Source organism: Bifidobacterium sp. B4081, assembly GCF_026537335.1.
GTDB lineage: Bacteria > Actinomycetota > Actinomycetes > Actinomycetales > Bifidobacteriaceae > Bombiscardovia.
The window spans coordinates 1-12,638 of the sequence record NZ_JAFNMM010000007.1 but is presented as its reverse complement, the minus strand read 5'-3'; the positions used below and the strand labels follow the sequence as shown (position 1 = coordinate 12,638).

At 58.1% G+C, this 12,638-nt stretch carries 14 protein-coding genes and 1 pseudogene; 8 read left to right on the top strand and 7 right to left on the bottom strand.

The genetic code is table 11. The features are described 5' to 3' along the window. On the bottom strand, window positions 1-507 hold the full coding sequence (gene ybaK, locus J3T92_RS09125; protein ID WP_267401215.1) for a Cys-tRNA(Pro) deacylase: 507 nt from the start codon (window positions 505-507) through the stop codon (window positions 1-3). 77 nt (window positions 508-584) lie between these two features. Between ybaK and J3T92_RS09120 the strand changes: the two genes are divergently transcribed. Then, window positions 585-1,181, top strand: coding sequence for a DedA family protein (locus J3T92_RS09120; RefSeq protein WP_267401214.1), 597 nt, complete (start codon window positions 585-587; stop codon window positions 1,179-1,181). Window positions 1,182-1,253: 72 nt separating this feature from the next. On the opposite strand, the gene gap is transcribed toward J3T92_RS09120, so the two are convergent. From gap to J3T92_RS09095, 5 genes are all read right to left on the bottom strand, one after another. Beyond that, window positions 1,254-2,309 carry a type I glyceraldehyde-3-phosphate dehydrogenase gene (gene gap, locus J3T92_RS09115; RefSeq protein WP_220237104.1) on the bottom strand — a complete coding sequence of 352 codons (1,056 nt, stop codon included), beginning with the start codon at window positions 2,307-2,309 and terminating at the stop codon, window positions 1,254-1,256. Between the two features lie 189 nt (window positions 2,310-2,498). Continuing rightward, a complete protein-coding gene (locus tag J3T92_RS09110; RefSeq protein WP_267401212.1) occupies window positions 2,499-2,924 on the bottom strand; it encodes an arsenate reductase family protein in 426 nt (141 codons plus the stop codon). A gap of 40 nt (window positions 2,925-2,964) precedes the next feature. Continuing rightward, the gene (locus J3T92_RS09105; protein WP_267401211.1) at window positions 2,965-3,723 is read right to left on the bottom strand and encodes a thiamine diphosphokinase; all 759 of its coding nucleotides are present in this window, start codon (window positions 3,721-3,723) and stop codon (window positions 2,965-2,967) included. Window positions 3,724-3,764: 41 nt separating this feature from the next. Next, on the bottom strand, window positions 3,765-4,121 hold the full coding sequence (locus J3T92_RS09100) for a branched-chain amino acid transporter permease (RefSeq protein WP_229133061.1): 357 nt from the start codon (window positions 4,119-4,121) through the stop codon (window positions 3,765-3,767). Next, window positions 4,118-4,855 carry an AzlC family ABC transporter permease gene (locus J3T92_RS09095; protein WP_267401209.1) on the bottom strand — a complete coding sequence of 246 codons (738 nt, stop codon included), beginning with the start codon at window positions 4,853-4,855 and terminating at the stop codon, window positions 4,118-4,120. Before J3T92_RS09095 ends, J3T92_RS09100 begins: the two co-directional genes overlap by 4 nt. Before the next feature lie 174 nt (window positions 4,856-5,029). Between J3T92_RS09095 and msrB the strand changes: the two genes are divergently transcribed. From msrB to J3T92_RS09560, 7 genes and pseudogenes are all read left to right on the top strand, one after another. Beyond that, the gene (gene msrB, locus J3T92_RS09090) at window positions 5,030-6,007 is read left to right on the top strand and encodes a peptide-methionine (R)-S-oxide reductase MsrB (protein ID WP_267401207.1); all 978 of its coding nucleotides are present in this window, start codon (window positions 5,030-5,032) and stop codon (window positions 6,005-6,007) included. A gap of 140 nt (window positions 6,008-6,147) precedes the next feature. After that, a complete protein-coding gene (asnB, locus tag J3T92_RS09085; RefSeq protein WP_267401205.1) occupies window positions 6,148-8,037 on the top strand; it encodes an asparagine synthase (glutamine-hydrolyzing) in 1,890 nt (629 codons plus the stop codon). Window positions 8,038-8,530: 493 nt separating this feature from the next. Then, complete coding sequence (locus J3T92_RS09080) at window positions 8,531-9,031, top strand: sugar-binding domain-containing protein (RefSeq protein ID WP_267401204.1); 501 nt, start codon at window positions 8,531-8,533, stop codon at window positions 9,029-9,031. A 228-nt stretch (window positions 9,032-9,259) separates the two neighbouring features. Beyond that, window positions 9,260-10,027, top strand: a pseudogene (locus J3T92_RS09570) (dihydroxyacetone kinase subunit DhaK). A 358-nt stretch (window positions 10,028-10,385) separates the two neighbouring features. Then, complete coding sequence (locus tag J3T92_RS09075; protein ID WP_267401203.1) at window positions 10,386-10,598, top strand: hypothetical protein; 213 nt, start codon at window positions 10,386-10,388, stop codon at window positions 10,596-10,598. Between the two features lie 18 nt (window positions 10,599-10,616). After that, entirely contained in the window at window positions 10,617-11,027 is a 411-nt protein-coding gene (locus J3T92_RS09565) for a DAK2 domain-containing protein (RefSeq protein ID WP_416378862.1), read from the top strand. Window positions 11,028-11,374: 347 nt separating this feature from the next. Further along, window positions 11,375-11,548, top strand: a complete 174-nt coding sequence (locus J3T92_RS09560) for a hypothetical protein (protein WP_416378857.1) — start codon at window positions 11,375-11,377, stop codon at window positions 11,546-11,548. Window positions 11,549-11,782: 234 nt separating this feature from the next. Here J3T92_RS09560 and J3T92_RS09070 read toward each other — a convergent pair whose 3' ends face one another. After that, window positions 11,783-12,469: a hypothetical protein gene (locus J3T92_RS09070; protein ID WP_267401202.1), complete on the bottom strand. Its 687-nt coding sequence runs from the start codon at window positions 12,467-12,469 to the stop codon at window positions 11,783-11,785. Window positions 12,470-12,638 lie beyond the last annotated feature (169 nt).

Below are 12,638 nucleotides of genomic sequence, written 5' to 3'. Positions count from 1 at the left end.
TCAGTCGGCGGCTAGAGGTGCGGTTTTGGCTTTGAGGACACGTATCAGATCCCTCGGGTCCAGCCCCAGGCTGATGCCGCGCTTGCCGCCGGAGACCATGATGGTGTCAAACTCTAGAGCGCCCTGGTCCAGCACTGTCAGGTGCTGGGTGCGTTGCCCGAAGGGCGAAATGCCGCCCAGGACGTATCCGCTCTCTCGCTCGGCCTGGGCTTTGTCGGCCATGCGGGCCTTCTTGGCGCCCACGGCTGCTGCCAGGTGTTTGAGGTTCAGATGGCCAGTAACTGGAACAATGCCGATAACCCGTTCCTTGCCCGTGTCGGCCATCAGGGTCTTGTAAACTGTGCGCGGGTCCAGGCCCAGCTTTTTGGCGGCCTCGATGCCGTACCCCTGGTCCATGTGGTCGGCGCTGTGATGGTACTCATGGATGGTGAAGGGGACTCCCAGACGCTCCAGCTGGGCCATGGCCGGGGTCGCGGCATCCGAGTCCGGCCGCTTCTTCTTGCTCATGACTCCATGTTAAGGTACTGACCGTTTAGGTAGGCTGAGGGGGTGTTTTTGGCGCCCTTGCGTGGAAAGGATCGTCCATGACCGCTGTCAATGCCTGGCTGCTTGATGCGGTGACTGGTGGCTGGGGGCTGGCTGTGCTGTTCCTGGCCGCCTTCCTGGATGCGCTGATCATTCCCATACCCACGGAACTCATGGTTCTGGCTACGGCTTCAGCCTTTCGAGCCTCGGGACGACCCCTGCCCGTCCTGGTCTTTCTGGTATGCGCCCTGGCCTTTGCGGGCGGCGATGCTTGCGCTTATGAGCTGGGGCGGCTGGTCCCGCTGAACCGTCTGGCCGTCTTCCGCGGTGCCGCAGGCAAGGCTGTGGCTTCATGGGCACACCGGGCCCTGCTCCAGGGAGGAGGCTTCTTCACTCTGGCCTCGCGGTTCGTGCCCTCGGGCAGGACCGTGGTCAATCTGACTGCCGGGGCGGCGCGATATCCGCTCAGCCGTTACCTGCCTCTGGCTGCTCTAGCCGGTCTACTCTGGTCCGTCTACATGTGGACCTTGGGGTATCTGGCATCCTCCTGGCTGAAGAACAATCCTTTGGCCGTCATGGCCATCGGTTTTCTGGTGGGCATGGTCATCGGCCTGGTCTGCGACTTGGCCATGCGGGCGCTCACTCGGAGGCGCTGACTACGACAAGGGGCCCGCCCCCGCATGGGAACGGACCCGAAATCGCTATGGCCGGAGAAACCGGTCTGATGCTCAGTCGCCCAGTTCGGCGAAGTAGAGCAGGGTGCGGATCATATTGCTGGTGAACCCGTACTCGTTGTCGTAGAAGGCGACGGTGCGGACTAATTGATCATCGCCGTGGGTGTTGACGTCAGTCTGGGTGGCGTCAAAGACACCGCCGTGAGTGTCGCCGATCACATCCGAGGAGACGATGCCCTCGTCGTTGTAGCCGTAATAATCGGTGCCCTCGAAGGCCTTCTTGGCCGCAGCGTTGATCTCGTCGACGGTGACCTTCTTGTCCAGGACGGTGGTCAGCTCGGTGACGGAGCCGGAGGGGACAGCCACACGCTGGGCATGTCCCTGCAGCTTGCCGTCCACAGAGGGGACGACCTTGCCGATGGCCTTGGCGGCGCCGGTGGAATGCTCAATGGTATTGATCGCTGCAGCGCGTGTGTTGCGGGGCTTGTTGCCCTTGGGGCCGTCCAGCAGCATCTGTGAGCCGGTATAGGCATGGATGGTGGTCATGTAGCCGATGCGGATGCCGAAATTGTCATCCAGCATCTTGACCATGGCGGCCATGGAGCCTGTCGTGCAGGAGCCTGCCGAGATGATCTTGTCAGAGGCCTTCAGGGTCTCCTGGTTGACTCCGTATACGACGGTAGGGGTGGTATCGTCCTTGGCGGGGGCGGAGATCAGAACCTTCTTGGCGCCTGCGTTCAGATGGGCCTGGGACTTCTCGGCCGAGGTGTAGAAGCCGGTGCACTCCAGCACGTAGTCCACGCCGTCGTTCTTGACCCAGGGGATGTTGTTGGCATCCTTCTCGGCGTAGACCGGGTACGCCTTGCCGTCCACCACAATGGCGGTGTCGGTGGAGGTGACCGAAACCGGTGTGCCGTCGTCGTGGCGGAAGTTGCCCTGGGTGCTGTCATACTTGAGCAAATAGGCCAGAATGGCCGGGGTGGTCAGATCGTTGATGGCGGCCACCTCGATGTTGGAGGCGTCGCCGCCGCGGGCCTGGAGCTCAAAGATGCGCCGGAAGGCCAGACGACCGATACGTCCGAATCCGTTGATGCCAATCTTTACTGTCATTCAATTCTCCCTTGGAGATTGGCCGTATACAGCACAAAAAATACCGGACCGTATATGGCCGATTACTGATAACATCTCATAGTTTATAGAACCCTGTGTACTTATAGCAAGCGATTACACTGGTTATGCAAAGGAAAAAACGAACAAACAAAATGGTAGGTTTTGTTGTTTGTTTGCACAACAAAACGATCAGGAATTGTGAGGATTTTCGTTCGTATCAGCCAGCCAATCCTCCCACTGCTGCTGACGGAATCCAACCAAAACATGCCGGCCATCCAGCAGGATGGGACGCTTGACCAGCATGCCGTCGGTCGACAGCAGCTGCAGAGCCTGCTCCGTGTCCATCTGCGGCAGGCGTTTGCTCAGTCCCTGGTTGCGATAAGCCTGGCCTGAGGTGTTGAAGAATCGCCGGACGGGCAGGCCGCTCATGTCCAGCCAGGTGGTGAGTTCCTCCTGGGTGGGGCGGTCCTCCTTGATGTCTCTCTCGGTGAAGTCCACATTGTGGTCACGCAGCCAGGTGCGGGCCTTGGCGCAGGTGGAGCAGCGGCTGTAGCAGATGAAGAGCGGGTGCCGGGCTGTCGGGGTCGCTGACTGCGTGGTTGAAGCAGCTGTCATGTATTTTCCTTTCCAAATGGAGTTCCAGGTCAAAAGAGGCTCAGGCCAGTCGCCGGGAGGGCCGGGTCTCCAGGGAGCCCAGGTCAGCCTTGGCTTCCAGGCTGGTGATCCAGACCGGCTCGGGCGCCGAGATGGGGTAGGTGACGAACACGGTTCCCTGCTTCAGGGCTATGTGGGCCGGTCTGCCGGGCAGGAACTCGTTACTGACGCCGGTTACCTGCTGGTTGGTCATGGTCATGCCATCCGTCTGGTATTTGAGGCCCTGCTCGACCACGTCCAGAGCCTGGTCGCCGGCAGCCAGGACGGAGACCATGGACCTGGGCGGGCAGTTCCAGGAGGGGAAGTCCAGGCTTCCAGGGCCAAGGGCAGTGACCAGCATTCCCTGGCCCCAGAGTTCGGCCCGGCCCCCGCTTGCGGCAATCAGATGGATCAGGTTCAGGTTGGCCAGCGTGTGGTCCATGCGTCCGCCCAGGCCGCCATATATAAGGAATCGTCGGCAGCCCCGCCGCCAGCCCACCTTGACCGCAGCCAGCAGGTCCGTGTCGTCCTTTTCGGCAGGCAGGACCCGGCGGGGGATGTCTGTACGCAGCTTTCGGCTACCGGCGGGCAGGGAATCGAAGTCGCCCACGACCAGTTCGGGCTCGTCCCCGTGCTCCAGGGCCGGCTCCAGTCCGCCGTCCGCCGCGATGACCAGGGCCTGTCCGCCGCGCGCCATCTCTTGTCCGAAGTACTGTCCGGCACCCCAGATACGGCAGAGCGGCGCCTGGACAGTCTCGCCCGACTGACCGTCATCCTGCATGAGAGTCTTCTTTCTGCGCTTGTCCCTTGGAGGCGCCTCCATCATCCCAGACCAGCCAGACCGACCAGGAAGGTCAGCCACCCCTGTACCAAGGCCATGTAGGTCAGGGTCCCGCAGGCGATGCTGACCATCATGTTCCGCCAGCGCAGGTGGACCAGGGTCGTGACCAGCAGAGCCAGGGCTTCATAGATCCCGTGGTCGCCTCCGACCAGGTTGGTGTGCCGGAGCGAATAGACCACCAGCAGTCCCATGACGGCGGCGGGCAACAGTCGCCCCAGTCTGGTCACCAGGGCCGGCGGCCGACGCCCCTCCGGCCAGATGATGAAGGGCAGGAATCTGGTGGCCATGGTTCCCAGGACCACAATGCCTATGGTGATCAGTTGCTGCGTGGTGGTCATGAGGCCTCCCTCTGGCTGTGGAAGTCCAAGAGGATGAAGATGGCCAGGATGACCACCATGGACGGGATGATGAACCGGTCGGGCCCGAAGACCAGCAGGCAGGCCAGTGAGGCTAGCAGACCAATTATGGCGGGCAGGCGGGCCTCGGCCTGCCGCCACTGCTCCAGAAAGAGGACCAGGAACATGGCGGTCAGGACGAAATCCAGCCCCTTGGTGTCGAAGTTGGCCAGGTTGCCCAGCACAGCGCCCAGGGTGGCGCCCCCCACCCAGTAGATCTGGTTGAGCAGGGTGACGAAGAAGAGGTACCAGCCCTTGTCGGTCCCATCCGGGTGAGGATCGGCAGATTCCAGGGCGAAGGTCTCATCGCACATGCCGAAAATCAGATAGGGCTTCTTCCGGCCCGTCCCTCGAAAGACCGGCAGCATGGCCAGGCCGTAGAAGAGGTGCCGTGCATTGACCATCAGGGTCAGCATCAGTGCGCCCCAGGGATTGAAGGTGGACATGAGCAGGTCCACGGTCACGAACTCCATGGATCCGGCGTAGATCAAGGCGCTCATGGCCAGCGGATAGATCACAGGGAATCCACGGCTGGTCATCAAAAAACCGTAGGAGATCCCCAGCACCAGGAAACCGGCCATGATGGGCAGAGTCCGTGGGAAGGCCGCGGCTAGGGAGCCCAGGATGGTCCCGGAAGGCTTCGCGACTTCGCCTGCCTCTTCCTGCGTCGTCTGCATGACCCTCCTCCTGACGTCGTTTCGAAGATGGTCAGCAATGATAATCGCCCTTTGCTCCGCAGATGCAGGCTGGTCGACAATGTGAAAAGGCTGTCAAGAGGCGAGAGAGGCGGAATAGGCGCTCTCCCGCTCCTGTTGAATGCGGAGACATGCACCGGCATGTGAGGAGGAATCATGGACAAGAACAAGATTTCGACCAACAACCCGGCCACGATCGTCCTGGCGGGGGGATGCTTCTGGGGCATTGAGCGGTTCTTCCAGGAGGTGGACGGGATTATCGACACCCAGGTGGGATACGCCCAGTCCACAGTGCCCAACCCCAGCTATGAGCAGGTCTGCAGCGGTGTCACCGACGCCGTGGAGAGCGTGCGACTGACCTATGATCCTCAGACGGTCAGTCTGCGAACCCTGACCCTGCTTCTGCTGGATCTGATCGACCCTTTCTCGGTGGATCGGCAGGGCAACGACCGGGGCAGGCAGTATCGCAGCGGCCTTTACTGGGATCCCGAGCATCGCGAGCAGGAGGAGCCCGTCTTCCGGCGCGCCCTGGAGGAGCTGGAGCACAGGACCGGCCGTCATCCCGCTGTGCAGGTGGAGGCCCTGATCAATTTCTACCCGGCTGAGGAGTCCCACCAGCACTACCTGCTCAAGAACCCCGGCGGATACTGCCACATCCCTCTGGAGGCCATCGCTAACGCCGCCTCCCGCCAGCGCTACATCGAGCGCATATGGTCCCTGGACCCTGAAAGCTACGAGGTCACCCAGCACTCGGCCACCGAACGGCCCTTCACCAACGCCTACGACGGGGAATTCCGTCCGGGCATCTATGTAGACGTGGTCAGCGGGCAGCCGCTCTTCTCCTCGGCGGATAAGTACGACTCGGGCTGCGGCTGGCCGGCATTCACCAAGCCCATCGATCCCGACCTGCTGGTCAACCGCAAGGACTACAAGCTGCTGGGCCGGCCCCGGATCGAGGTACGGACGGCACAGACCGGCATCCATCTGGGACATGTTTTCGACGACGGTCCGACTGACCGTGGCGGGCAGCGCTACTGCATGAACTCTGCCGCCCTGCGGTTCGTGCCGCGGGACCGGATGGAACAGGAGGGCTACGGAGACTACCTGCCCCTGGTAGACCGAGCCGGTCGTTGACCGTTCTGCCTCCAGTGACGCGCCGGAGCTTCTCACCCATGGGGTTCCGGCGTAGTCCACATATAAGTGAGGCCCGTCTGTTTCCTGTTGCCCTTTTGGGCTATTGTGGACTGCTGGTGGATCGATAAGGAGTCATGCCAATGTGCGGAATTGCTGGGTTCGTCAACGACACCTCTGCCGAGGAAAAAACGGCCGTGCTCAAGCGGATGACGGACATCATTGCCCACCGAGGCCCCGACAATGAGGGGCATTTCGTTGATGGGCGGGTGGCTCTGGGTTTTCGGCGCCTGAGCATCATCGACCTGCAGGGCGGCGACCAGCCCATCTTCAACGAGGACTCCTCCATGGCCATCACCATGAACGGGGAGATCTACAACTACCGTGAACTGCGCCGCCAGCTGATCGACCTGGGACATACCTTCTCCACCGAGTCCGACACCGAGGTCATCCTGCATGGCTACGAGCAGTGGGGTCACGAGGTGGTCAACCGCCTGCGCGGCATGTTTGCCTTCGTCATCTGGGACCGGGGACGCGGCGAGCTGTTCGGGGCCCGGGACCACTTCGGCATCAAGCCCTTCTATTACGCCCGGATGGGCGGCACCTTCATGTACGCTTCGGAGATCAAGAGCCTCCTGCAGCATCCGGACTTCCACAAGGAGCTCAACACCCAGGCCCTGCGTCCCTACATGACCTTCCAGTATCCGGCGCTTCCCGAGACCTTCTTCAAGGGCGTATTCAAGCTTCCCGAGGGCCATTGGTTCACCTTCCGGGATGGGAAAATGGACATCCACCAGTATTACGACCCGGCCTTTGGGGAGAGCAAGCAGGATCTGAAGGACCTGGTCGACTCCATTGACCAGACCGTCCAGGATTCGGTCAAGGCCCACCAGGTGGCTGATGTGGAGGTGGGCTCCTTCCTCTCCTCCGGGGTGGACTCCAGCTATGTCGCAGCCCTGGCACGCCCCAGGCACACCTATTCGATCGGCTTCGGCAAGGGAACCTACAACGAGTCCGACCAGGCTGGCGAGCTGGCCTCCATACTCAAGCTCAACAACACTACCGAGTCCCTGGACGGCGACCAGGCCTTCAGCTACTTCCCGCAGATTCAGTGGTACATGGACGAACCTGACTCCAACCCCTCCTGCGTGCCGCTCTTCTTCCTTTCCGAGCTGGCCAGCCGAGACCTGCGTGTGGTCCTGAGCGGGGAGGGCGCCGACGAGCTCTTCGCGGGCTATATAGATTATGGCGTGCATACGCGCTCGCGGATCATCAAGGATGTCACCCGTCTCCTGGGCCGACTGCCCCGCAAAGCCCGATATGCCATCGGACGCTGGGCCAAGGGCAAGCACTTCCACGGGGCCTGGCACTTGTATGCCAACCTGGCCCCCGCCGAGGAGAGCTTCATCGGTCAGGCCAAGGTGTTCGACGAGGAGGAGGCCGGCAGGTTGCTCAAGCTGGCATACCGCAAGGCTCCCCGTGTCTCTGAGATCACTGGACGAATCTATGCCCGGCTCAAGGGGCGCAGCCTGTCTGAGCTCAAGAAGAAGCAGTACCTGGACATGCACCAGTGGATGCCCGGGGACATCCTGCTCAAGGCCGATAAGATGACCATGGCCCATTCCCTGGAGCTGCGGGTGCCTCTACTGGATCGCAAGCTGATGGATGTGGCAGAGAAGGTGCCCACCAAATATCTGATCACTGATCAGAACACCAAATTCGCCTTCCGCAAGGCTGCTGACCGTCATATTCCCCGCGAGTGGTCCGCCAGGGAGAAGCTGGGCTTCCCCGTGCCCATCCGGGACTGGCTGCATCAGGAGCGTTATTACCGACTGGTCCGCACTTTATTCGAGCAAGAGTGGGTGTCAGAGTTCTTCGATCAGGAGGCTTTGCTGCGCATGCTGGACGACAACTATGCCAAGCGCAACGACGCCCGCCGTAAGATCTGGACCGTCTATTCTTTCCTGACCTGGTATGACGTCTACTTCATCCACGACGGGACCAAACCAGAGCCTCAGGATCTCGGAAAATAAGGCGGTACCCTTGAAACAGCTTCAAAGAGCTGGGTAGAGGGTATCATTTAATCGTTTTACACCCTGATGTTGCCAGAAGCAGGATGGCGGATGCCGCTGAACTCTATTGGGTGCATGGCATGATAGTTGCTGCCGTGGCAAAAGAGCTTGATGTGTCCGCGTCAACTGTCTCACTTCTGCTGTCTGAGGCGAAAACGTCGCCACATAATTGAGTCCACCATCAATCGTCAGGAGGGCTCAGCGCTCGATCCGAGGCATCACCTTGAGGAGATGTTCATATCCACGCAGTTGTTGTGGGTCCTGTTGAGATATCGGATGCTATCAGGCGAAGGGTTGCCGTAGGGGATGCCGCTAAATAGCAGATTTGGAAGATGGTGCATTCCCATATGGTCATCGGGGTTGCGTGGGGTCGTACGACAGAATCTCTTTCCTTCAGCTGATACTGAAGCATCTATCGGGTGTTGAGATTCTGCAGCCTCATGGTTTCGGGAATATGCTTTCCTTTGGGGGAAATTATTTTACTCAAATTCTCACTCCCTTTGGCACCACATATGACGCTCAAGTTCATTTGTTCCCTGCCCTTGCCATCTTCGATTGCAGTGAAACTCGTGAGTTGATGTGGAAAGAGACCAGCATTCGTCAGATGCTGGAATTGCGCCGTTCCTTGGATCTGATCATAACCTTTGCCGGCACTCCGTATGAGGCCACGCCCAGTCCTTTGTTTAGTTCGGGAGCGCTGTCCCGTCATGATCGCGAAGAGCTCAACCGTGAGCATGTAGTGGGGGGATGCGACCTACACCTTCTACTGCAGCGACGGCAGCACATCTGTTCCGGCAGTAGGCGGGATTGCTCCACACACAAATACAGGCGTGCATTGTGGCATGGTCTGAATCGTGGTGGATTTTATGGGCTGATTGACCTGCTCGATGCGAACCATATCCAAACGCCTGGCTGTTCATACAGCATGTTTTTTCATTTATTCATATACCAATGAATACCTAATAAATGAAAAAATACCCACAAATACTTGGTATTTCATACTGGATATCGCTATTAATGCATAAATTGTTCGCTTCTGATGGGTGTTTTGCTATTGCTGAAAGTGCCATAGGGGATGGCGATGTCCTGAAGCGGATCTGAAAAACAGAAGAGCCCAGTGTCATGCTCTTGGGCTCGCTACCTTTCCGGGTGAAGAGCTCGTGGACAGAGAGGACTGCGCACGATGACGTGTCAGAATGACGATGTCGGTGAATTTGCAGCCGAATCGATCAGAGGATTCGTCCAGGCCAATTCCGGGTATGTCAAAGCATGCCCGGGTGGCGTGATCTGTTCTGCACGTTCCAGGAATAATCAGTTTGCGCTGGTAATCGTAGGAGGCATGGGACATTATCCGGCATTCGCGGGACTCGTAGGGCCGGGTATGGCTCAGCCGGCCTTGCTAGGCAATATATTCGCATCTCCGTCCACCAGGCAGGTTGTTGACGTTTGCCGTAGAGCCGATCAAGGGTGAGGCATAATCCGCATCTTCGGTGACTACGAGGGAGATCGACTGAATTTCAACCAGGCTGCACGTATGCTTCATGCTGAAGGCCATGATGTACGGGTTCTGCCGGTTAACGATGACCTGTATTCCTCCCCTCCAGATCGAATCCAGGATCACCGAGGCATAGCGGGTGATATGGCGGCTTTCAAAATCGCTGGAGCCGTTTGTGCGGCGGGAATGGACCTGGATCCTGTGGAAGCCTTGGCCATACGTGCCAATGCTTGCACACGAAGCTTGGGTGTTGCACTTTGCGTGTGCAAACTGTCCGGGTCTGACAAATTAGTGTTCAGAGTCCCTGAAGGCCGTATGTCGCTAGGGCTCGGAATACAGGGAGAGCCTGGAAACGGTCAAACAGATCGGCCAACTATCGGCGGTTTGGCGGATATGCTGGTCCGATGTCTCATGGATGAAAGACCCGAGGACCGCAGATGCATGGGACGCATGTAGCTCCCATTCTTAACGGCTTGGGCGCTCTTAAGTCTGATGAGCTCTTTGCCGTATACGATGCTGTCCAGCGGCCTTTGCCACAGCTGAGTGTGCGACTGATCCAGCCTCTGATGGGGGTGTTTTTTGCACCAGTTTTGTTACGAGCGGATTGACGCTGTCCTTGTGCTGGCTGGATAAGGACTTGGAGCCTCTTTGGTGTGCTTCCGCTGAGACGCCGGCTTTGCCTCTGGGCGATCGTACAGATGCAAATCAGACGGATATAGATGCTGAAGTGTCTGTACAGGAGGATGGTCCGACTGAAAGAGAACAGCAGGACGCTCCGGAGTCAAAACAGGCTGCTCAAAGCATGGCCAGAATCATGCTGACTGTGATGCAATGCGTTGTCGACACTGTGGATTATTTGGGACGAATAGATACGATGACGGGTGACGGGGATCATGGACTCGGCATGCAGCGCGGCGCTGGAGCAGAGTCAAAAGCTGCAAATGAAGCAATTGCAACTGGGCCCGGTTACCGAACTGTATTGAAGGAAGCGGCTGAAGCTTGGGCTCATAAGGCAGACGGCATATAAGGAGCGTTCTGAGGCGAATTGCCGACATCCCTGGCAGGTTATCCTCCGGATTCATCGAGACCCAGCAATGCGGAGGTTGAAGAGGGCTGGCGCGACGCTGATAAGCAGCTTATCGAGTTTGGCGGGGCAAAACCGGGAGACAAGACCATGATCAATGCCATGCATCCTTTTGTGAAATCTTTTACGTGCTGCAAAGAATCGCTAACAAATACTTGGAGTCATGCTGCAGGAGGCGCTCGCCAGTGGGCTCTGAGGAGACAGCCGATATGCTTCCAAGAAGAGTCGTGCGAAAGCCCATGGCGGCAAGGATCTGGGTACTCCAGACCCAGAAGCGGTCTCATTCGCTATGATTGTCCAGCCGTAAGTCCCGTACTGAACGATTCGGCCAGCGAAGAACAGTGCAATGCCGGCAAGGTAGTGCTTTCATGAGCGTAGCCATGAGATCAATAAGCCAGTGATCGCCGCTTGCTTGAATAGGGAGCCTCTGCAAGGAGCGGACGGTAGATCCATGACCAAGGTCGACCCAAGCGATTGGGTCAAGGTTTTCACAGCGATAGCAGATGCCTGTTCCCATCACGCCGAACTGTCGGTTGTTTTCTACATTGCCTGCGCCATGGGATCAAACAGGGTCAATCCCTGGTCGTCAAAAGCTTACCGACGGTCAGGTGAAAAGGATCGACAACGGATGTCATCTGCTTCCCTGACTGTTCGACGTGCCCCGGCATCCTCACGGTTCCGGGGCCGTCTTTTGGTCATACATTCAAGGAAAGAGTGTCATGTTTCCAGTTCTCGGCGGCATTGTCGCCATTGTTGTCTTAATAGTTTTGATTGTACACTGCAAATTGCATTCCTTTGTGGCGCTCATCAACTCATCTTTGGGCCTTGGTTTGATCAATGGCCTGGGCACGGAGAAGCTCGTCAAATCCTTCGTTGCCTCACGTCGGAGGTGACCCTGTCGGTCACTGTCTGTCCGTGCTTTAGTTCCTTGGAGGACTCCTGCGTGGTCACCGTAGGCTGGAAGTCCCTGCGCACCTGAAATTCTATATTGGACGTTTGTGTATCCGGATCTTTGCCGGCATATTTTTTTGCTCTGGAGAGTCATTTATCGCACCCAGGGGGACTTTCCAACGAATTTGTACATTAGTAATACCGTTTCCTATGGCAGTCCAAGCAATGTGCTCCTCCTACCCATTGGTAACGCCGGAAATAGTATTCGTACCAGTCTCACCGAATCGAATCTTATTGTTCAAATCGGTAAACGTATATTGTACCTCGGCGATCCACTGCCCATAGCCGTTCTTCAATCCAGGATTAACGGTCCCACGCCTTTTTCCTTGCGTGTACTTGTATGACATCTGGGCGCTCGCGGGCATGTTCGTCGCCGCTTCGTCCCACAGCTGCGCGGCCCGTGCGCCCACGGCGTTCTTATCGGCCCCGTCCAAGGACCCGTTGGCTTTCCAATAATTCCAAAAATCTGTGGAATTATTGATGTTCAAATTGAGATGATCATGAATGGCCCAGGAAACTGCTGCCTGGGTGAAATCACTCATGTCGCTCTTATTTCGGTCAACAAGGTTAGCTGCAATCCGCTGATCTGGCGAAGTCGCATCCTGCCATTGTCCAAAACCGGCGAGGGGTTCCCCGAACTGAATGCAATAAACGGGGTTGCCCCCATCCATGGCGACTATGCCTACGGCAGCGCCTCGCGAGTTTATAAAGTGATGTCCCATGGAGATAGGGGACACGTAATACCCGTGCACCAGCCCCGGTCCAGAATCCGCATGGGCGGTGATCGTTCCGGTGGCTAGGGCCGCTACAGCAGCCATGAGTGCTAGAACCGCCCGCAGCGTCTTATGCAACACCTTCTCCATCCTTGTCCTTTCAATTGTTTATTTACAGCTAACAGGGAGTGAACTCATTCCCGTCGCTCGTACCACAAAAGCTAAGATGATCGGGAATGTTCGACGAAGAACCAGGCGCCGGTGCGGGTCTGCTGGCTCCACCACCCGTGTGGCCGCCATCTGTGCCGCCCGTGTGGCT

Bases quoted from the DNA above. Each gene is read 5' to 3' on its own strand.
- ybaK (WP_267401215.1), bottom strand. From the start codon at position 507: ATGAGCAAGAAGAAGCGGCCGGACTCGGATGCCGCGACCCCGGCCATG.
- gap (WP_220237104.1), bottom strand. From the start codon at position 2,309: ATGACAGTAAAGATTGGCATCAACGGATTCGGACGTATCGGTCGTCTG.
- J3T92_RS09070 (WP_267401202.1), bottom strand. From the start codon at position 12,469: ATGGAGAAGGTGTTGCATAAGACGCTGCGGGCGGTTCTAGCACTCATG.
- J3T92_RS09075 (WP_267401203.1), top strand. From the start codon at position 10,386: ATGCTGACTGTGATGCAATGCGTTGTCGACACTGTGGATTATTTGGGA.
- J3T92_RS09110 (WP_267401212.1), bottom strand. From the start codon at position 2,924: ATGACAGCTGCTTCAACCACGCAGTCAGCGACCCCGACAGCCCGGCAC.
- J3T92_RS09080 (WP_267401204.1), top strand. From the start codon at position 8,531: ATGCTTTCCTTTGGGGGAAATTATTTTACTCAAATTCTCACTCCCTTT.
- asnB (WP_267401205.1), top strand. From the start codon at position 6,148: ATGTGCGGAATTGCTGGGTTCGTCAACGACACCTCTGCCGAGGAAAAA.
- J3T92_RS09120 (WP_267401214.1), top strand. From the start codon at position 585: ATGACCGCTGTCAATGCCTGGCTGCTTGATGCGGTGACTGGTGGCTGG.
- J3T92_RS09095 (WP_267401209.1), bottom strand. From the start codon at position 4,855: ATGCAGACGACGCAGGAAGAGGCAGGCGAAGTCGCGAAGCCTTCCGGG.
- J3T92_RS09100 (WP_229133061.1), bottom strand. From the start codon at position 4,121: ATGACCACCACGCAGCAACTGATCACCATAGGCATTGTGGTCCTGGGA.
- J3T92_RS09105 (WP_267401211.1), bottom strand. From the start codon at position 3,723: ATGCAGGATGACGGTCAGTCGGGCGAGACTGTCCAGGCGCCGCTCTGC.
- J3T92_RS09560 (WP_416378857.1), top strand. From the start codon at position 11,375: ATGTTTCCAGTTCTCGGCGGCATTGTCGCCATTGTTGTCTTAATAGTT.
- msrB (WP_267401207.1), top strand. From the start codon at position 5,030: ATGGACAAGAACAAGATTTCGACCAACAACCCGGCCACGATCGTCCTG.